Raw genomic sequence first — 20,049 nt, forward strand, 5'->3', positions numbered from 1 at the left:
CATCCCTATAATGCTGCGCCTATGTTGAATGACCCGATTCCACCTCACGTTGACCCGCGCAAATTGGCTGATCGTGGCACCACCCTCCAAGGTGAAATGCTGCTGGCCGATTTGAAGAGACTCTGCGACCCGCTTTCCGACAATGTCGGTACGGTGCAGGCTAAATTCGTTTTTGAACGAGATGAACGTAAATCTGTGGTCATCCACAGTTTTATCGACACTGAAGTCAAAATGGTTTGCCAGCGTTGTCTTGAGCTGGTCACCCTGCCGATCCATAGCGAATGCAGTTACGCTGTGGTGAAGGAGGGTGCGAATACCCAGTCGTTGCCGAAAGGTTATGACGTGCTGGAACTGGGCGAAGATCCATTGGATCTGCAGTCACTGATCGAGGAGGAGCTTCTGCTCGCCTTGCCCATTGTGCCTGCTCATCATCCGGAAGAATGCCAGCAGCCGGCGGGAGCAGATGAGCCCGAACCGAGCGAGGACGAGGTAACGCGGTCCAACCCGTTCAGTGTATTGGCGCAGTTAAAGCGTGACCCAAACGTTTAGGAGTTAATCAATTATGGCTGTTCAGCAGAACAAAAAATCCCGCTCTGCCCGTGACATGCGCCGTTCGCACGACGCTCTCGAGGCTAGCACCCTGTCTGTAGAAAAAACCACTGGTGAAGTTCACCTGCGTCACCACGTATCGCCAGAAGGCGTATACCGTGGCCGTAAAGTGATCGACAAGGGCGCTGACGAGTAATCACTTGTCCGCTCAAGTCATCGCGATTGACGCAATGGGCGGGGACTTCGGTCCCCGCAGCATTGTCCAGGCCAGCCTTGCTTGCCTGTCTGCCACACCCTCGCTGCACCTGACCCTCGTCGGTCAACCCTCCCTCCTTGAAGAATTGATCGCTGGCCAATCGGCTGTGGATCGCGCGCGCCTGTCGATTACTCCGGCGTCCGAAGTCATTGCCATGGACGAGAAGCCCGCCCAGGCCCTGCGCGGCAAACCCGATTCCTCGATGCGCGTGGCCCTCGAGTTGCTGCGCGACGGCAAGGTCCAGGCCTGTGTCAGTGCCGGTAATACCGGAGCGCTGATGGCGTTGTCGCGATTTGTGCTCAAGACCCTGCCGGGTATCGATCGGCCCGCCATGGTAGCGGCGATCCCGACGCAGAAAGGTTATTGCCAGTTACTCGACCTGGGCGCCAACGTCGATTGCAGTGCCGAACATTTGCTGCAGTTTGCAGTGATGGGTTCCGTCGCGGCGGAGACCCTGGGCATCGTGCGTCCGCGTGTGGCCTTGCTGAACATCGGCACCGAGGACATCAAGGGCAATCAGCAGGTCAAGCTGGCTGCAACCCTGTTGCAGAGTGCCCGTGGCATCAACTACATCGGTTTTGTCGAAGGGGACGGGTTGTACCGTGGCGAAGCGGACGTCGTGGTCTGCGATGGTTTCGTCGGCAACATCCTGCTCAAGTCCAGCGAGGGGCTGGCCACCATGATTGCCGGGCGCATCGAGGCGTTATTCAGGCAGAGCCTGCCGGCACGTATGGTCGGTGCCTTGGCCTTGCCACTGATGAAGCGTCTGCAGGCCGACCTGGCACCTGCACGACATAACGGTGCGAGCTTCCTCGGTTTGCAGGGCATTGTCGTAAAGAGTCACGGTTCTGCAGGGGTCCAGGGCTTTCAAAGTGCCATTTCCCGTGCTCTGATCGAGATCCAGGAAAACCTGCCGGAACGCATCCACGGTCGTCTGGAGGATTTGTTGCTTTAGGCGTTTTCGTCGGACAATGCTTAAATGTGACCGCTTGGGCCAATTGGCCATCCAACTGTCAGTTTCTTGCGTCCCCCGAGCGGGACGCCAATTCTCCGACGACCAGATCATTAGGGGCTTGTTACATGTCTGCTTCCCTCGCATTCGTCTTTCCGGGACAGGGTTCGCAGTCCCTCGGCATGCTGGCCGAGTTGGGCGCGCAACACCCGGTCGTCCTCGACACATTCAAAGAAGCTTCCGATGCCCTCGGTTACGACCTGTGGGCACTGACCCAGCAAGGGCCGGAAGAGCAACTCAACCAGACCGATAAAACCCAGCCGGCAATTCTGACCGCTTCGATCGCGCTGTGGCGTCTGTGGCTGGCTGAGGGCGGCGCGCGTCCGGCTTATGTGGCCGGTCATAGCCTGGGCGAATACAGCGCTCTGGTAGCGGCTGGCAGCTTGAGCCTGGCGGACGCGGTGAAGCTCGTCGAGCGCCGTGGCCAACTGATGCAGGAAGCGGTGCCAGCCGGGCAGGGCGGCATGGCTGCCATTCTCGGCCTGGAAGACGCCGACGTACTGGCAGCCTGTGCCGAAGCCGCGCAGGGCGAAGTCGTCAGTGCGGTCAACTTCAACTCTCCGGGCCAAGTGGTCATCGCCGGTGCCAAGGCTGCGGTCGAGCGTGCCATCGAAGGCTGCAAGGCCCGTGGCGCCAAGCGCGCCATGCCGTTGCCGGTGAGCGTGCCGTCGCACTGCGAACTGATGCGCCCAGCGGCCGAGCGCTTCGCCGAATCGATCGCTGCGATCGATTGGCAGGCCCCGCAGATCCCGGTTGTACAGAACGTCAGCGCCCAGGTGCCGGCGGATCTGGAAACGCTCAAGCGTGATCTGCTCGAGCAACTGTACAAGCCAGTACGCTGGGTAGAATCCGTGCAGACCCTGGCCGCCAAAGGCGCGACCAATCTGGTCGAATGCGGCCCGGGCAAAGTACTGGCCGGTCTGAACAAGCGCTGCGCCGAAGGCGTATCGACTTCCAATCTCAACACCCCAGACGCTTTCGCTGCCGCCCGTGCAGCGCTGGCCTGAATCAGGAGAAGCTTGCATGAGTCTGCAAGGTAAAGTTGCACTGGTCACCGGCGCGAGCCGCGGTATCGGCCAGGCCATCGCCCTGGAACTGGGTCGTCAGGGCGCCATCGTTGTCGGCACCGCGACCTCCGCCTCGGGTGCCGAGCGCATTGCCGCCACCCTGAAGGAAAACGGCATTCAGGGCACTGGCCTTGAGCTCAACGTCACCAGCGACGAGTCCGTGGCGGCTGTCCTGGCAAGCATCCAGGCGCAATTCGGTGCACCGGCGATCCTGGTCAACAATGCCGGCATCACCCGCGATAACCTGATGATGCGCATGAAAGACGACGAGTGGCATGACGTGGTCGATACCAACCTGAACAGTCTGTTCCGCCTGTCCAAGGGGGTTTTGCGCGGTATGACCAAGGCTCGTTGGGGACGAATTATCAGTATTGGCTCGGTAGTGGGTGCCATGGGCAACGCAGGCCAAGTAAACTACGCTGCCGCCAAGGCCGGCCTGGAAGGTTTCAGCCGCTCTCTGGCGCGTGAAGTCGGTTCGCGTTCGATTACGGTAAACTCGGTGACCCCTGGGTTCATCGATACCGATATGACCCGCGAACTGCCCGAGGCACAGCGTGAAGCCTTGCAGACGCAGATTCCGCTGGGTCGTCTGGGGCAAGCTCAAGAGATCGCGTCTGTGGTCGCTTTTCTTGCGTCGGACGGTGCGGCTTACGTTACTGGGGCTACAATCCCGGTGAACGGCGGGATGTACATGAGTTAAATGTGACGGATCGTTTCAAAAAAATGTCATACGAGCTGTCTAAAATCCGTTATAAAGCTGCAATCTATTTATAGGCAGCGGGTCACCGGGTTTGAGGAGTGAAGCTTTCAGTTGAAAAGCTGAAAAGTCTTTCTATACACTTACCCACTGGCCAGCTGCCTGAATTTGTCCATTAGGAGTGAAAACAAGGTATGAGCACCATCGAAGAGCGCGTCAAGAAAATCGTTGCCGAGCAACTGGGCGTTAAAGAAGAAGAAGTTGTCAACACTGCTTCCTTCGTTGAAGACCTGGGTGCTGACTCCCTTGACACCGTTGAGCTGGTGATGGCTCTGGAAGAGGAATTCGAGACCGAAATCCCTGACGAAGAAGCTGAGAAGATCACTACTGTACAAGCTGCAATCGACTACGTTACCAGCCACCAGGCGTAATAGTTTGTAATCGTTGCTCGCTGTCATGGAAAAACCGCACTGCCATCATGGCGTGCGGTTTTTTCTTTAGGCCTGATGCAAAGTCGTCATTTGAAAAAAGGAGAGTGCTGTGTCGCGTAGACGCGTCGTAGTCACCGGTATGGGTATGTTGTCGCCACTGGGCACGGATGTGCCGAGCAGCTGGCAGGGCATTCTGGCTGGCCGCAGTGGCATTGGTCTGATCGAACACACCGACCTTTCTGCCTATTCCACCCGTTTTGGCGGCTCGGTAAAGGGCTTCAATGTCGAGGAATACCTGTCGCTCAAGGAAGCGCGCAAGCTCGACCTGTTCATTCAGTACGGTCTGGCCGCAGGTTTTCAGGCAGTGCGCAATGCCGGCCTGGAAGTGACCGACGCCAATCGCGAGCGCATTGGCGTGGCCATGGGTTCGGGTATCGGTGGACTGACCAACATCGAAGAAACCAGTCGCACCTTGCATGAGACCGGCCCGCGACGGATTTCTCCGTTCTTCGTGCCTGGTTCCATCATCAACATGATTTCCGGCTTCCTGTCCATCCACCTCGGGGCACAGGGGCCTAACTACGCCATCGCCACGGCGTGTACTACCGGTACGCACTGCATCGGCATGGCTGCACGCAACATCATGTACGACGAAGCCGACGTGATGATCGCCGGCGGCGCCGAAATGGCCGCCTGCGGCCTGGGTATGGGCGGTTTTGGTGCCTCCCGCGCACTGTCGACCCGCAACGACGAGCCGACCCGCGCCAGTCGTCCATGGGACAAGGGCCGTGATGGCTTCGTATTGTCCAATGGCGCCGGTGCACTGGTTCTTGAAGAACTGGAACACGCCAAGGCCCGTGGCGCGACCATCTATGCCGAACTGATCGGTTTCGGTACCAGTGGCGACGCTTACCACATGACTTCGCCACCCGCCGACGGTGCCGGTGCTGCTCGCTGCATTACCAATGCGCTGCGTGACGCCAGAATCAATGGCGATCAAGTGCAGTACATCAATGCCCACGGCACCTCGACGCCGGCGGGTGACCTCGCCGAGGTCAATGCGATCAAGTCGGTGTTCGGCGAGCACGCCTACAAGATGGCCGTCAGTTCGACCAAGTCGATGACCGGGCACTTGCTGGGTGCGGCGGGCGCGGTCGAAGCCATCTTCAGCGTGTTGGCAATCAACAGCCAGGTGGCGCCACCGACCATCAACCTCGATGAGCCGGACGAAGGCTGCGATCTCGACTTCGTGCCGCACACAGCGCGCAACATGGATATCGATGTGGTCCTGTCCAACTCCTTCGGTTTTGGCGGTACCAACGGCTCGCTGGTGTTCCGCCGGTTTGCAGGCTGATGGACAGCTGGGTCGACGGTCAGCCGGCTGACGCATTGTCGCTGAAGGATCGCGGCCTGGCCTATGGCGACGGTCTGTTCGAGACCATCGCCGTGCGCAATGGGCAACCGCTGTTGCTGGACCGGCATTTGTCGCGTCTGGCACAGGGTTGCTCGCGCCTGGCAATCTACGTCGACCCCGAGCAGATCCACAACGAGCTGCTGGCCTACGCGAATGCTTTGGGCGAGGGCGTGCTCAAGCTCATCGTGACCCGTGGCGATGGCCTGCGCGGTTATGCGCCTGATCCCAAGGCCCACGCCCGGCGCATCCTGCAGGGTAATCCTGCCGCTGCCTATCCTGCTCTCCATGGCGAGCAGGGCGTGCGTCTGTTCCCTTGCACCACGCGACTTTCCAGGCAGCCGCTGCTGGCAGGGCTCAAGCACCTCAATCGCCTTGAGCAGGTCATTGCCCGCGCCGAATGGCAAGACACCGAGCACGCCGAAGGCTTGATGCTCGATCAGGCCGGTCGGGTGGTCGAGGGTGTGTTCAGCAACCTGTTCCTGGTGCGCAATGGCGTGCTGGTCACCGCCGATCTCAAGCGTTGCGGCGTGGCAGGGGTGATGCGAGCCGAATTATTGTTTCAAGCCGAGTCGTTGGGTATTCCCACGCAAATCACCGATATCCCTCTCGAACAGCTGCAGTGGGCCGATGAAGTCTTTGTCTGCAACAGCGTGTATGGCATTTGGCCGGTGCGCGCCTATGCAGCACTGAGCTGGCCGGTTGGGCCGCTCACCCGTAAACTCCAAACCATTGCCCGCGCGCTACTGGATGCTTGATACGTGAGACGTAAACTCTTGCTGCTGCTGGAAACCGGACTGGTTCTGGCGGGGCTGACGTTAGGTGCTTCTGCCTGGAAAATTCATTCGGCACTGGTGCAACCGCTGAATATCACACAGGAAGAACTGCTTGAGGTGCCCAAGGGCACCACCCCGAACCGCACTTTCCTGCGCATGGAAGCCGATGGCGTCATCAAGGACGCCTTCTGGCTGCGCGTCTATTGGCGTTTCAATTTGCCTAAACAGCCGCTGCACAGCGGTGAGTACCGCATGACGCCCGGCATGACCGTCGAAGGCCTGATCGACCTGTGGAAGCGCGGGGAAATGGTGCAGTACAGCCTGACCCTGGTCGAAGGCTGGAATTTCCACCAGGTCCGTGCGGCCCTGGCCAAGGAAGAAAAACTTGAGCAAACCCTGAACGGTTTGAGCGACAGTCAGGTCATGGACAAGATAGGTCATGGCGGGATTTTTCCTGAAGGGCGATTCTTTCCCGACACTTACCGCTTCGTACGGGGCATGACCGACACCGAGCTGCTGAAAACCGCTTACGACCGCCTCGACGAAGTGCTGGCCAAGGAGTGGAACCAGCGCGCAGCCGACCTGCCTTATTCCGGGCCCTATCAAGCCCTGATCATGGCCTCGCTGGTGGAGAAGGAAACTGGTGTGCCGCAGGAACGTGGGCAGATAGCCGGCGTGTTTGTGCGGCGCATGGCGATCGGCATGTTGCTGCAAACAGACCCGACGGTGATCTATGGCCTGGGTGACCGTTACAACGGCAAGCTGACCCGCGCCCACCTCAAGGAAGCGACTCCCTACAACACCTACATGATTGCCGGCCTGCCGCCGACCCCGATTGCCATGGTCGGCCGTGAAGCCATCCACGCGGCACTCAATCCTGTGGAAGGCACCAGCCTTTACTTCGTGGCGCGCGGCGATGGCAGCCATGTGTTCTCCGATGACCTGGACGCGCACAACAACGCCGTGCGAGAGTTCCAGCTCAAGCGTCGTGCCGATTACCGCTCCAGTCCGGCACCGGTGAGCACGCCAGAAACGCCCGAAACACCGGATACCCAGGCACAGCAAACCGAGACGGCGCAACCCGAGGCTAGCGATGCTCCCGAGGGCCAGCCCCCGGTCCCGGCGGCTTCGCCCGACCCGGCGCCCGAGACGGCACCTGCAGTGCCAGAGCAAGAACCAGCGCCTGAAGCTGCACCGGATCCGCAACCAGGACCGAATGCTACAGCACCGCAAAGCACGCAATGAATCTGACTAAGGACTGCCTGTGACTGGCTTGTTTATTACGCTGGAAGGCCCGGAAGGTGCCGGCAAGAGCACCAATCGCGAATACCTGGCCGAGCGCCTGCGCGCTGCCGGTATCGAGGTGGTGCTGACCCGCGAACCGGGTGGTACGCCACTGGCCGAACGCATCCGCGAAGTGCTGTTGGCGCCGGTCGATGAAGTCATGAATCCGGACACCGAGTTGTTGCTGGTGTTCGCCGCGCGTGCCCAGCACCTGGCCGAAGTCATTCGTCCGGCGCTGGCCCGTGGTGCGGTGGTGTTGTGTGATCGTTTCACCGATTCCACCTATGCCTATCAGGGCGGAGGCCGCGGCCTGTCCCTGGAACGTATCGCGGCGCTGGAAAACTTTGTCCAGGGCGACCTGCGACCCGACCTGACGCTGATCTTCGACCTGCCGGTGGAAGTGGGCCTGGCGCGCGCCAGTGCCCGCGGGCGCCTGGATCGCTTTGAGCTGGAAGGCCGGACCTTTTTCGATGCCGTGCGCGGTGCTTTCCTAAAGCGCGCGGCAGAACAGCCTGCGCGTTACGTGCTGATCGACGCCGCACAGCCGTTGGCGCAGGTCCAGCAATCCCTGGATGCCTTGCTGCCACGCCTGTTGGAGTTGAGCCGTGGCTGAAGCCTACCCGTGGCAGGACAGTCTCTGGCAGCAGCTGGCCGGTCGTGCGCAACACGCCCATGCCTATCTGCTGCATGGCCCGGCCGGGATCGGCAAGCGGGCGTTGGCCGAACGCCTGATGGCCAGCCTGCTGTGCCAGCGTCCGACCGCGCAGGGCGCTTGTGGCGAATGCAAATCGTGCCTGTTGCTCAAGGCCGGCAGTCATCCCGACAACTACATCCTGGAGCCGGAGGAAGCCGACAAGGCGATCAAGGTCGACCAGGTGCGCGACCTGGTCAGTTTCGTGGTGCAGACCGCACAGTTGGGTGGACGCAAGGTGGTGCTGATCGAGCCGGTCGAGTCGATGAACATCAACGCCGCCAACGCTTTGCTCAAAAGCCTCGAGGAGCCGTCCGGCGACACCGTGTTGCTGTTGGTCAGCCACCAGCCCAGCCGTCTGTTGCCGACCATCAAGAGCCGCTGCGTGCAACAAGCCTGCCCGCTGCCGGGCGAGGCCATGAGCCTGGACTGGCTGGCCAAGGCCTTGCCGGAGTGTTCGCAGGAAGAACGCATCGAATTGCTGACCCTGGCCGCCGGTTCGCCGCTGGCCGCCGTCAACCTGCAGGCCCAGGGCGTGCGTGAGCAGCGCGCGCAAGTGGTCGATGGGGTGAAGAAATTGCTCAAGCAGCAACAATCGCCGACACAGCTGGCTGAGGGCTGGAATGCGATTCCGTTGTTGCTGCTGTTCGACTGGTTCTGTGATTGGTCGAGCCTGATCCTGCGCTATCAGCTGACCCAGGATGAAGAAGGCCTGGGGCTGATGGACATGCGCAAGGTGATTCAGTACCTGGCGCAAAAAACCACTCAGGATAAGGTCCTGAACATCCAGGACTGGATCCTTGCCCAACGCCAGAAAGTGTTGAGCAAAGCCAACCTCAACCGGGTGCTTTTGCTGGAAGCGCTGCTGGTGCAATGGGCGACTTTGCCTACCCAGAGATAACCCTCTGCGCCTAAACTCCAAGTCACAGGCAATCCGACTGTCCCACTCATACGATGTAGTTGCAGCCCATTTATGCTCGTAGATTCCCATTGTCACCTTGATCGCCTCGACCTCGCCGCCCATGACGGCTCGCTGGATGCCGCCCTGGAGGCGGCCCGCCAGCGTGGGGTAGGGCACTTTCTGTGTATCGGTGTCAGCGCCGACAACGCGGCCGATGTCAAAGCCCTGGCCGAGCGCTACGACGATGTCGATTGCTCGGTCGGCGTGCATCCGCTGGACGTGCAGCCGGGTGCGGCGCCTGCGCTGGATTGGCTGTTGCACGAGCTCAACCATCCGCGCGTGGTGGCGATCGGTGAAACCGGCCTGGATTATCACTACGAACCGGAAGCGGCAGCGTTGCAGCAGCAATCCTTCAGGTTGCACCTGCAAGCGGCCCAGCAGACCGGCAAGCCGGTGATCATCCATACCCGCGGTGCCCGCGCCGATACCTTGAACCTGCTGCGTGAAGCGGCGCTGCCCCAGGCGGGCGTACTGCACTGTTTCACCGAAGACTGGGACATGGCGAAAGCCGCGCTGGACATGGGTTACTACATTTCCCTGTCCGGGATTGTCACATTCCGCAATGCCGACGCATTGCGCGACGTGGCGAGCAAGGTGCCAGCCGACCGTTTGCTGGTGGAAACCGACTCACCGTACCTGGCGCCGATCCCGTATCGCGGCAAGCCGAACCTGCCGCAGTACGTTCGTGAAGTAGCGGAATTTCTGGCAATGTTGCGGGGTGAGGCTTACGAGCGATTTGCCGAGCAGACCACCGAGAACTTCAAGCGATTGTTCCCGTTGGCGCATGTGAAAGGTTAAATCGCAGGCAAAAAAAACCCGGGTTCTGGGGGGTGAATCCGGGTTAAGACCATTAGGAGTAAAACAATGGCACGCGGTCCGTTGGTACCAATATCGGCGTGACACTTGGGGGAGATGCCCCGCCGACAGTTCAAGTATTGATCAGTATTTCGCACCGTCCAGTTTGTAGGCCGCGGTTTTTAAACAAATTTGGAATACGGACGCTTCAGAAGAGTTCTCATCAAAGGTCGATCTTGCGCGAAATCATCAAGAAACACAGATATGGTCGGATGATCCGTGCATTTTGGCGTAATTTAGGCATAATACGCGGCTTCGAATTTTGACCCCTACAGACCTTTCCTATGCATAAAGAACCTCGTAAGGTCCGTGAGTTTCGTCGCCGCGAGCAAGAAATTCTCGATACCGCGCTCAAGCTGTTCCTCGACCAGGGTGAAGACAGTGTCACCGTCGAGATGATCGCTGATGCTGTCGGTATCGGCAAAGGCACGATCTACAAGCACTTCAAGTCCAAGGCCGAGATCTATCTGCGCCTGATGCTCGACTATGAGCGCGATTTGAACGAGCTGTTGCATTCAGCCGATGTCGACAAGGACAAGGAAGCCCTGTCCCGCGCCTATTTCGAGTTCCGCATGCGCGACCCACAGCGTTACCGGTTGTTTGACCGCCTGGAAGAAAAGGTCGTCAAGGGCAACCAGGTGCCGGAGATGGTCGAGGAGCTGCACAAGATCCGCGCTTCGAACTTCGAACGCCTGACCTTGCTCATCAAGGGCCGGATCAGCGAAGGCAAGCTTGAAGACGTGCCGCCTTACTTCCATTACTGCGCATCCTGGGCGCTGGTGCATGGTGCCGTGGCGCTGTACCACTCGCCGTTCTGGAGCAATGTGCTGGAAGACCAGGAAGGCTTCTTCCAGTTCCTGATGGACATCGGCGTGCGCATGGGCAACAAGCGCAAACGCGACAGCGACACCCCGAGCAGCTGAGCCATTCAGCTGCCTTATTGCCCATGATTTCGCTACATGGAGCAGTACCGCAGGAATATACTCAGGCATAGGGCTTGCTAAAACTTGATTTGTGAGTCAAGTTTTACCAGCCCGTATATTCTTCGCCGGAGTCATCATGATCGTTGACCGTCAAGGCAGGCGTTTTCGCAATTTGCGAGTCAGCCTGACCTCAGCCTGCAATTACGCTTGTACCTACTGCGTGCCCAACGGCAAGCGGCTGGTGGCTGCGCAGGATGAATTGTCGGCCGAAGCCATGGCGCGCGGGGTGGCCTACCTCATCGAGGCGGCGGGCATCGAGCGCTTGCGCATCACGGGTGGCGAACCGCTGGTCAGCCCGAAACTCGAAGCCTTCATGGCCGCCGTCGGCCAGATGGGACTGCAGGACATCAGCCTGACCACCAACGGGCAGCTGTTGGCGAAGAAGCTGCCGATCCTGGTCGACGCCGGCATTCGGCGCATCAACGTTTCCCTCGATACCCTGGACGCTTCTGCGTTTCGCGGCATTGCCCGTGGCGGCGACCTGGCGACAGTGCTCGGCGGCATGGACCAGGCCCGCGCGGCGGGCATGAAGGTCAAGGTCAACATGGTGCCGCTGCGCGGCCAGAACCTCGACCAGGTGATGCCACTGCTCGACTACTGCCTGGAGCGCGGCTATGAGCTGCGCTTCATTGAATTGATGCGCATGGGCCATCTGGCGAGCGACGCCAATGCGTTCCTGCAGCAGTTCGTCAGCCTGCAACAGCTGCTGAGCCTGATCGGCGAACGCTATGAGTATCTGCAGGCCGATGCGCCCGTCGATGCCACCGCCGTGCGCTACGAGATTCCGGGGCAGGGCCACTTCGGCGTGATCGCCAACGAAAGCGTTCCGTTCTGCCGCACCTGCTCACGGTTGCGCCTGTCGTCTACTGGCTGGCTGCATGGCTGCCTGTCGTCGAGCAATCGCCACTATGTCGGCGATCTTCTGGACAAGCCGCGCCATCAAGCATTGCCGGCCTTGCAGCGGTTGCTGGTCAAGGCGTTGGGCGATAAGCAGGAAGTGGCGTTTTCCGGTGGTGCCACGGTCATGAAGATTATTGGCGGCTGAGCTGGCGCAAAAGCTGCATCCCACGGCCATTCGCCGGTTTTCCGTCACCGGCCTCTGGAGGATAGGATGCGTAGCCTGGTTTTGCTGCTGGCCATTTTGGCGCTCGGTGGCTGCATGAATGTCAGCGACATGGCCGAAGGGACTCGCTACCACATGAGCGACGCCGGCCTGCTGGACCACAGCGACAGTCGCCGGGTAAACAACCTGCGCATTCAGCCGGACTCCTTCGTCTACATTGCCCAGGGCGCCTTCATGCCGCCTGGCAGTGCCGTCTACCCGCGTCCCAACGTAATCGCCGAAGTCGCCTTCGATGGTTTCGTCGAATACTTCCCGATGGTCCGCCGCGCCCGCACACCGCAAGGTCTTGACCAGGCCATGGGCGAAGCCCGTGCCGTGGGGGCTCATTACCTGCTCTATACCCGTTTCGCCAAGTCCGACGACCGCATCGGCAACTCGGATGAGTGGCTGGATCAGGAAGCCTTGGATCGCCTTGGTATCGACACCGGCGTGATTCAGATCATGTTGATCGAGACCAGCACCCAGTATTTGATTGATACTGCACGTATCAACAGTCGTGGTGGTCTCCTGACCTTCCACGACGAAAAACCCGAAGACCTGATGGGCCCGCCGCTGCAACAGTACGCGCGCAGCCTGCTGGGGCTCAGCGACCAGTAATATCAAGGAGAACGCCATGAGTGGCCCGCAAAAAGCCAACGACCTGCTGGGGCAAATCCCCAAGACCCAAGGCTTGCCCCCGGTCCACCTGTGGAATCCCGACTTCTGCGGCGACATCGACATGCGCATCGCCCGCGACGGCACCTGGTACTACCTGGGTACGCCGATCGGACGCAAGCCGATGGTCAAGCTGTTCTCCACCATCATTCGCCGCGACGGCGATGATTACTTCCTGATCACTCCCGTCGAGAAGGTCGGCATCAAGGTCGATGACGCGCCCTTTGTGGCGATTGCCGTGGAAGCGGAGGGCGAGGGTGAGGCGCAGGTTCTGCGCTTTACCACCAACGTCGATGAGACTGCAGAAGCCGGCACCGAGCATCCGATTCGCGTGGTCATCGATCCCGATACACAAGAACCGTCCCCCTACGTGCATGTGCGCACCAACCTCGAAGCGCTGATCCATCGCAATGTGTTTTATCAGCTGGTTGAGCTGGCGGTGAGTCGTGAGATCGAAGGTCAACGCTGGTTGGGAGTGTGGAGTGGCGGTGAGTTTTTCCGCATTGGTCTTGAACCCTGACACATCCCCCTGTGGGAGCGAGCCTGCTCGCGAAGGCGCCGGTTCAGTCGACCTTTTTATTGGGAGCAGGCTCGCTCCCACCGGTATTTTCATACGCTCATAAAAATCAATTTGACACTCAATCATATGATGATTAGCGTGGGCATCCATCGCGAAAGGCTTTGAGGTGTCCATGTCCAGCAGTTTTCATGCATCGACGGTCGATTGGCTGGGCTGCTGGATCGCTGCCGGGCAGGTCAGGCCGGGTGATTCGCTGAGAGTCGAAGCTGACCTTGGCGAACAACTGGGTGTCAGCCGCACGGTCATTCGCGAAGCCATCAAGACCCTGGTCGCCAAGGGCATGCTCGAAGTCGGGCCGAAAGTCGGCACGCGGGTGTTGCCGGTACGGCGCTGGAACCTCTTCGATCCGCAAGTCGTCGGCTGGCTGTCCCGCAGCGGGTTGCCGGAGAACTTCGTCGATGACTTGCTCGACCTGCGTCGCACCATCGAGCCGATGGCCGTGCGCTGGGCCTGCGAACGCGCAACCGCCGGACAACTCGACGCCATCCTGTTGGCCTATAACGCGCTGGAGCGGGCGGTGGACAGCGGCGTCGATTACAACCGAGCCGACCAGCTCTTCCACGAATGCATTCTCGCGGCCAGCCACAATCAATTCATCGAGCAAATGGTCCCGGCCCTGGGGGCGCTGCTGGCGGTGTGTTTCGAAGTGTCCGCCGCCGACCCGGACGAACTGCGCCGCACCTTGCCGATTCACAAGGACATGGCCGATGCCATCGCCGCCCGGGATACCGCGCGGGGTGTCTGGGCCTGCATGACTCTGATCGACAACGCGGACCTGGCGATCAAGCGCTACTACCCGCAAGTGATGGCCGATAAAAGGGCCAGCTGACATCGAAGAACCCGCATAAAAACAATAACAATGCAGGAGGTTTCATGGAGTGGACTGCCGTTACCGAACACCGGGCCCAGCTCGGCGAAGGTCCGTTCTGGGATGCGCCGACCCAGGCGCTGTATTGGGTGGACATCTCTGGCAAGCAGGTGCTGCGGTTGATCGGTGCCAACGTGCAGATCTGGCAGATGCCGGAGCATGTGTCCGCCTTCATTCCCTGCGAAAGCGGCGATGCGCTGGTGACCTTGAGCAGCGGCGTCTATCGGCTGGACCTGGACTCCCCGGGGTTGAAGCCTCGACTGAGGTTGTTCTGCGTCGCCGACCCGCAACCCGGCAACCGCGCCAACGAGGCCCGCTGCGATGCCTTGGGCAGGCTGTGGCTGGGCACCATGCAAAACAACATTGGCGAGCAGGGCGAAGACCTGCCTGTCGAACGCTGTTCCGGTGGCCTGTTCCGTGTTGACCGCGATGCGCGAGTGACGCCGCTGCTGCGTGGCCTGGGCATTCCCAACACGCTGTTGTGGAGTGATGACGCCACCACCGTATATTTCGGCGACAGCCTCAAAGGCACGTTGTACCGGCACTTCATTCGTACCGACGGCCACCTCGAACCGGCGCAGGCTTGGTTCGGGCCCCATACACGCGGCGGCCCGGACGGCTCGGCGATGGATGCCGAAGGTTTTATCTGGAATGCCCGATGGGACGGCAGTTGTCTGCTCAGGCTGACACCGGATGGCCAGGTCGATCGGGTCATCGAGCTGCCCGTCAGCCGTCCGACCAGTTGCGTGTTTGGCGACGCCGACCTGAAGACCCTGTACATCACCAGCGCCGCGAGTCCGCTTGGGCACCCGCTGGATGGGGCGGTGCTGGCGATCCGTGTCGATGTTGCAGGAAAGGTCTGTAGCCGATTTGCAGGATAAATCCCTAAATATGGGATGCAAATATATATATTGAGATTATCATCGGGCCGGGTTTATAGTCGGCTCCGTCAGTTACACGCACTCACACTTAAAAAAACAAAACAGGTGAAGTGATGCAGCGATGTTCCCCCGTACTCCCTTGTGGGGTCTGCGTTTCAGGGCACCTTGGTGCTGAAGCGTTTTCGCGCCTGCCTGTTTCTTCCTCAACGCCTTTTGACCGGCCATCTACCGATGCCCGGTTTTCGTCGTGCTTTCGAACAGGAGTCCTGATCCATGGCTGAACCTCTTTCGCTGCCCCCGGTGCCCGAACCCCCCAAGGGAGAACGTCTGAAAAACAAGGTCGTGCTGTTGACCGGCGCCGCCCAAGGCATCGGCGAGGCGATCGTCGCGACTTTCGCGTCCCAGCAAGCCAAGCTGGTCATCAGCGATATCCAGGGCGAAAAAGTCGAAAACGTCGCAGCGCAGTGGCGGGGCAAAGGGGCCGACGTGGTGGCGATCAAGGCTGACGTTTCGCAGCAGCAAGACCTGCAGGCGATGGCCAGGCTGGCGGTTGAGTTGCACGGGCGGATCGACGTGCTGGTCAATTGCGCCGGGGTCAACGTGTTCCGCGATCCTCTGGAAATGACCGAGGAAGACTGGCGTCGCTGCTTCGCCATCGACCTGGATGGCGCCTGGTACGGTTGCAAGGCCGTGTTGCCGCAGATGATCGAGCAGGGCATCGGCAGCATCATCAACATTGCCTCGACCCATTCCACCCACATCATTCCGGGCTGCTTCCCTTATCCGGTGGCCAAGCACGGCTTGCTCGGCCTGACCCGCGCCCTGGGCATCGAATACGCCCCCAAGGGCATTCGCGTCAACGCCATCGCGCCGGGCTACATCGAAACCCAACTGAACGTCGACTACTGGAACGGTTTCGCCGACCCTCGCGCCGAACGTCAGCGCGCCTTTGACCTGCATCCGCCACGTCGCATCGGCCAGCCGATCGAAGTGGCCATGACGGCGGTGTTCCTGGCCAGTGATGAGGCGCCGTTCATCAACGCATCGTGCATCACCATCGATGGCGGACGCTCCGTGATGTACCACGACTAAGCTGTCCGGGTTTGAGGCGGCAAGCCACGTCTGGAATCCAATCATCATACGATATGACTATTGGCAATACGCTCAACAAAAACAACAAGGAGTCAGCTTATGAATCGTCGTCATGCCATCCGTACCCTGTGCTGTGCCGCCCTGGCGGTCAGCGCTGTCAGCTTGAGCAGCACGCTGCTGGCGGCCGAGGAAGTGAAAATCGGTTTTTTGGTCAAGCAAGCGGAAGAACCCTGGTTCCAGACTGAATGGGCCTTCGCCGAAAAGGCCGGCAAGGATAAGGGCTTCACCCTGATCAAGATTGCCGTGCCTGATGGTGAGAAAACCCTGTCGGCCATCGACAGTCTGGCGGCCAACGGCGCCAAGGGTTTCGTGATTTGCCCGCCGGACGTGTCCCTGGGCCCGGCGATCATGGCCAAGGCCAAGCTCAACGGTTTGAAAGTGATCGCCGTGGATGACCGCTTCGTCGATGCCAGCGGCAAGTTCATGGAAGACGTGCCGTACCTGGGCATGGCCGCGTTCGAAGTCGGCCAGAAGCAGGGCAGCGCCATGGCCAGCGAAGCGAAAAAACGCGGTTGGGACTGGAAAGACACCTATGCCGTGATCAACACCTACAACGAACTCGACACGGGCAAAAAGCGCACCGACGGCTCGGTCAAGGCCTTGCAGGATGCCGGCATGCCCAAGGACCACATCCTCTTCTCGGCGCTGAAGACCCTCGACGTACCGGGCAGCATGGACGCCACCAACTCGGCGCTGGTGAAGCTGCCGAGCGCGGCGAAGAACCTGATCATCGGTGGCATGAACGACAACACCGTGCTCGGCGGCGTGCGCGCTACCGAAGCCGCCGGTTTTGCTGCGGCGAACGTGATCGGCATCGGCATCAACGGCACCGACGCCATTGGCGAGCTGAAGAAACCCGACAGCGGCTTCTACGGTTCGATGCTGCCCAGCCCGCATATCGAGGGCTACAACACCGCCAGCATGATGTACGAGTGGGTCACCAGCGGCAAAGAACCGCCGAAGTACACCGCCATGGACGACGTGACGCTGATCACGCGCGACAACTTCAAGCAGGAACTGGAAAAGATCGGCCTGTGGAACTGAGGGCCGGTTGATTTCATTGGCGGCCCCGGCAACGGGGCTGCCTGATCTGTGTGATGAGGTGGTTATGCACGCGCAAACACAAGTACAGAAACATCCCGGCAGTTCTTTCAGTGGCAGTGGCAGCTTGCGCTTCAACGGGATCGGCAAGACCTTTCCCGGGGTGAAAGCGCTGGACAACATCAACTTCGTCGCCCATCCGGGGCAGGTTCATGCCTTGATGGGCGAGAACGGCGCCGGCAAGTCGACCTTGCTGAAAATCCTCGGCGGCGCCTACATCCCGAGCAGCGGCGACCTGCAGATCGGCGGCCAGACGATGGCCTTCAAGTCCACCGCCGACAGCATCGGCAGCGGCGTCGCAGTGATTCATCAGGAACTGCACCTGGTGCCGGAAATGACCGTGGCGGAAAACCTGTTTCTCGGTCACCTGCCCGCCAGTTTCGGCCTGATCAATCGCGGCACTCTGCGCCAGCAGGCCCTGGCGTGCCTTCGCGGCCTGGCCGACGAAATCGACCCGCAGGAGAAGGTCGGGCGCCTGTCCCTCGGCCAGCGGCAGTTGGTCGAGATCGCCAAGGCCTTGTCCCGTGGCGCCCATGTCATCGCCTTCGACGAGCCCACCAGCAGCCTGTCGGCGCGGGAGATCGACCGCTTGATGGCGATCATCGCGCGCTTGCGCGACGAGGGCAAAGTGGTGCTCTACGTCTCCCATCGCATGGAGGAAGTGTTCCGTATCTGCAACGCGGTGACGGTGTTCAAGGACGGCCGTTATGTGCGCACCTTCGAAGACATGAGCCAGTTGACCCACGATCAATTGGTCACCTGCATGGTCGGTCGCGACATCCAGGACATCTACGATTACCGCCCTCGCCAGCGCGGCGCGGTGGCGTTGAAGGTCGACCGCCTGCTCGGGCCTGGCCTGCGCGAACCTGTGAGTTTCGAGGCGCACAAAGGCGAAATCCTCGGCTTGTTCGGCCTGGTCGGCGCGGGGCGCACGGAATTGTTTCGCCTGCTCAGCGGCCTGGAACGCAACAGTGCCGGACGCCTTGAGTTGCGCGGTCATGAGCTGAAACTGCGCTCACCCCGGGATGCGATTGCGGCCGGGATCCTGCTCTGTCCCGAGGACCGCAAGAAGGAGGGCATCCTGCCGTTGGCGAGCGTCGCCGAGAACATCAACATCAGTGCCCGTGGTGCGCATGCCACCTTCGGCTGCCTGTTGCGCGGCCTGTGGGAGAAGGGCAACGCCGACAAGCAGATCAAGGCGCTCAAGGTCAAGACGCCCCACGCCGGGCAGCCGATCAAGTTTCTCTCCGGCGGCAACCAGCAGAAGGCCATTCTCGGTCGCTGGCTGTCGATGCCGATGAAAGTCCTGCTGCTCGACGAGCCCACCCGCGGCATCGACATCGGCGCCAAGGCCGAGATCTACCAGATCATCCATGACCTGGCCGCCAGTGGCATTGCGGTGATCGTGGTGTCCAGCGACCTGATGGAAGTGATGGGCATTTCCGACCGCATCCTGGTGCTGTGCGAAGGCGCGTTGCGCGGCGAACTGAGCCGCGAACAGGCCAATGAATCCAATCTGCTGCAACTGGCTTTGCCGCGCCAACGCACTGACGGCGTGGCGAACTGAGAGGTGACTATGATGACAAGCCAAAACGACGCACTGCCAACCCCGCGCAAGCCCCTGGACCTGCGGCGCTTTCTCGATGACTGGGTGATGCTGCTGGCGGCCGTCGGGATCTTCGTGCTCTGCACCTTGCTGATCGACAACTTCCTCTCGCCCTTGAACATGCGCGGCCTGGGCCTGGCGATTTCCACCACCGGGATCGCGGCGTGCACCATGCTGTATTGCCTGGCGTCGGGGCATTTCGATCTGTCGGTGGGCTCGGTGATCGCCTGCGCCGGGGTGGTTGCCGCGGTGGTGATGCGTGACACCGACAGCCTTTTCCTGGGTGTCAGCGCGGCGTTGGCCATGGGGCTGATCGTCGGGCTGATCAATGGCATCGTGATTGCCAAGCTGCGGGTCAATGCGCTGATCACCACGCTGGCGACCATGCAGATCGTCCGTGGCCTGGCCTACATCTTCGCCAACGGCAAAGCGGTGGGCGTGTCCCAGGAGTCGTTCTTCGTGTTCGGCAACGGGCAGTTGTTCGGCGTGCCGGTGCCCATCCTGATCACCATCGTCTGCTTCCTGTTCTTCGGCTGGTTGCTCAACTACACCACCTACGGGCGCAACACCATGGCCATCGGCGGTAACCAGGAAGCGGCGCTGCTGGCGGGGGTCAACGTCGATCGGACCAAGATCATCATCTTCGCCGTGCACGGCCTGATCGGTGCGCTGGCCGGCGTCATCCTGGCCTCGCGCATGACCTCGGGCCAGCCGATGATCGGCCAGGGTTTCGAGCTGACGGTGATCTCGGCCTGCGTGCTGGGCGGCGTGTCGCTCAGCGGCGGGATCGGCATGATCCGGCACGTGATTGCCGGGGTGCTGATCCTGGCGATCATCGAGAACGCGATGAACCTGAAGAACATCGATACCTTCTACCAGTATGTGATTCGCGGTTCGATCCTGTTGCTGGCGGTGGTGATTGACCGCCTGAAACAGCGCTGACACCCTGATAACCTGTGGGAGCGAGCCTGCTCGCGAAGACGGAGTGTCAACCAGCATTGATGCTGGATGTGCCAACCTCTTCGCGAGCAGACTCGCTCCCACTGGGTATTTGCCATGCCATCCTTCTGTCATATTCCTTAAAAAATCCTTGCCCGTCATAACCTGTTTC

22 protein-coding genes are annotated in these 20,049 nt (G+C 60.5%); all 22 read left to right on the forward strand.

Features of this window, described 5'->3' with window-relative positions:
- Window positions 1-21 precede the first annotated feature (21 nt).
- The 22 genes from BKX96_RS24175 to araH all read left to right on the forward strand — a co-directional run bounded on the left by BKX96_RS24175 (window position 22) and on the right by araH (window position 19,880).
- Window positions 22-549, forward strand: a complete 528-nt coding sequence (locus BKX96_RS24175; RefSeq protein ID WP_008066540.1) for a YceD family protein — start codon at window positions 22-24, stop codon at window positions 547-549.
- Window positions 550-562: 13 nt separating this feature from the next.
- Complete coding sequence (rpmF, locus tag BKX96_RS24180; RefSeq protein WP_003179396.1) at window positions 563-745, forward strand: 50S ribosomal protein L32; 183 nt, start codon at window positions 563-565, stop codon at window positions 743-745.
- Window positions 746-749: 4 nt separating this feature from the next.
- Window positions 750-1,760 carry a phosphate acyltransferase PlsX gene (gene plsX, locus BKX96_RS24185; protein ID WP_077185642.1) on the forward strand — a complete coding sequence of 337 codons (1,011 nt, stop codon included), beginning with the start codon at window positions 750-752 and terminating at the stop codon, window positions 1,758-1,760.
- 125 nt (window positions 1,761-1,885) lie between these two features.
- Complete coding sequence (fabD, locus tag BKX96_RS24190; protein ID WP_033043587.1) at window positions 1,886-2,824, forward strand: ACP S-malonyltransferase; 939 nt, start codon at window positions 1,886-1,888, stop codon at window positions 2,822-2,824.
- Between the two features lie 16 nt (window positions 2,825-2,840).
- Window positions 2,841-3,584: a 3-oxoacyl-ACP reductase FabG gene (gene fabG, locus BKX96_RS24195; protein ID WP_046815941.1), complete on the forward strand. Its 744-nt coding sequence runs from the start codon at window positions 2,841-2,843 to the stop codon at window positions 3,582-3,584.
- 191 nt (window positions 3,585-3,775) lie between these two features.
- Window positions 3,776-4,012, forward strand: coding sequence for an acyl carrier protein (acpP, locus tag BKX96_RS24200; protein ID WP_003175607.1), 237 nt, complete (start codon window positions 3,776-3,778; stop codon window positions 4,010-4,012).
- 109 nt (window positions 4,013-4,121) lie between these two features.
- Entirely contained in the window at window positions 4,122-5,366 is a 1,245-nt protein-coding gene (fabF, locus tag BKX96_RS24205) for a beta-ketoacyl-ACP synthase II (protein WP_077185643.1), read from the forward strand.
- Entirely contained in the window at window positions 5,366-6,181 is an 816-nt protein-coding gene (gene pabC / locus BKX96_RS24210) for an aminodeoxychorismate lyase (protein ID WP_077185644.1), read from the forward strand. Before fabF ends, pabC begins: the two co-directional genes overlap by 1 nt.
- 3 nt (window positions 6,182-6,184) lie before the next feature.
- A complete protein-coding gene (mltG, locus tag BKX96_RS24215; protein ID WP_046815944.1) occupies window positions 6,185-7,444 on the forward strand; it encodes an endolytic transglycosylase MltG in 1,260 nt (419 codons plus the stop codon).
- A 19-nt stretch (window positions 7,445-7,463) separates the two neighbouring features.
- Entirely contained in the window at window positions 7,464-8,096 is a 633-nt protein-coding gene (tmk, locus tag BKX96_RS24220; protein ID WP_046815945.1) for a dTMP kinase, read from the forward strand.
- Window positions 8,089-9,075: a DNA polymerase III subunit delta' gene (locus BKX96_RS24225; RefSeq protein WP_046815946.1), complete on the forward strand. Its 987-nt coding sequence runs from the start codon at window positions 8,089-8,091 to the stop codon at window positions 9,073-9,075. The genes tmk and BKX96_RS24225 overlap by 8 nt, the downstream gene beginning before the upstream one ends.
- 72 nt (window positions 9,076-9,147) lie before the next feature.
- Window positions 9,148-9,933 carry a TatD family hydrolase gene (locus BKX96_RS24230; protein ID WP_046815947.1) on the forward strand — a complete coding sequence of 262 codons (786 nt, stop codon included), beginning with the start codon at window positions 9,148-9,150 and terminating at the stop codon, window positions 9,931-9,933.
- Between the two features lie 341 nt (window positions 9,934-10,274).
- On the forward strand, window positions 10,275-10,913 hold the full coding sequence (locus BKX96_RS24235; RefSeq protein WP_007945721.1) for a TetR/AcrR family transcriptional regulator: 639 nt from the start codon (window positions 10,275-10,277) through the stop codon (window positions 10,911-10,913).
- Between the two features lie 136 nt (window positions 10,914-11,049).
- Entirely contained in the window at window positions 11,050-12,018 is a 969-nt protein-coding gene (locus BKX96_RS24240; protein WP_046815949.1) for a GTP 3',8-cyclase MoaA, read from the forward strand.
- Window positions 12,019-12,084: 66 nt separating this feature from the next.
- Complete coding sequence (locus tag BKX96_RS24245; RefSeq protein WP_046815950.1) at window positions 12,085-12,693, forward strand: DUF4823 domain-containing protein; 609 nt, start codon at window positions 12,085-12,087, stop codon at window positions 12,691-12,693.
- 16 nt (window positions 12,694-12,709) lie between these two features.
- On the forward strand, window positions 12,710-13,270 hold the full coding sequence (locus BKX96_RS24250; RefSeq protein WP_077185645.1) for a DUF1285 domain-containing protein: 561 nt from the start codon (window positions 12,710-12,712) through the stop codon (window positions 13,268-13,270).
- Window positions 13,271-13,442: 172 nt separating this feature from the next.
- Window positions 13,443-14,159 carry a FadR/GntR family transcriptional regulator gene (locus BKX96_RS24255; RefSeq protein WP_046815952.1) on the forward strand — a complete coding sequence of 239 codons (717 nt, stop codon included), beginning with the start codon at window positions 13,443-13,445 and terminating at the stop codon, window positions 14,157-14,159.
- A gap of 44 nt (window positions 14,160-14,203) precedes the next feature.
- Window positions 14,204-15,079, forward strand: coding sequence for an SMP-30/gluconolactonase/LRE family protein (locus BKX96_RS24260; protein WP_046815953.1), 876 nt, complete (start codon window positions 14,204-14,206; stop codon window positions 15,077-15,079).
- Between the two features lie 273 nt (window positions 15,080-15,352).
- A complete protein-coding gene (locus tag BKX96_RS24265; protein WP_077185646.1) occupies window positions 15,353-16,171 on the forward strand; it encodes an SDR family oxidoreductase in 819 nt (272 codons plus the stop codon).
- A gap of 99 nt (window positions 16,172-16,270) precedes the next feature.
- Window positions 16,271-17,275: a substrate-binding domain-containing protein gene (locus BKX96_RS24270; RefSeq protein WP_077185647.1), complete on the forward strand. Its 1,005-nt coding sequence runs from the start codon at window positions 16,271-16,273 to the stop codon at window positions 17,273-17,275.
- Between the two features lie 64 nt (window positions 17,276-17,339).
- A complete protein-coding gene (gene araG, locus BKX96_RS24275; RefSeq protein WP_077185648.1) occupies window positions 17,340-18,899 on the forward strand; it encodes an L-arabinose ABC transporter ATP-binding protein AraG in 1,560 nt (519 codons plus the stop codon).
- A gap of 12 nt (window positions 18,900-18,911) precedes the next feature.
- Window positions 18,912-19,880 carry an L-arabinose ABC transporter permease AraH gene (gene araH / locus BKX96_RS24280; protein ID WP_077185751.1) on the forward strand — a complete coding sequence of 323 codons (969 nt, stop codon included), beginning with the start codon at window positions 18,912-18,914 and terminating at the stop codon, window positions 19,878-19,880.
- Window positions 19,881-20,049 lie beyond the last annotated feature (169 nt).

It is taken from the genome of Pseudomonas putida (assembly GCF_001976065.1).
GTDB classification, from domain to species: domain Bacteria; phylum Pseudomonadota; class Gammaproteobacteria; order Pseudomonadales; family Pseudomonadaceae; genus Aquipseudomonas; species Aquipseudomonas serbica.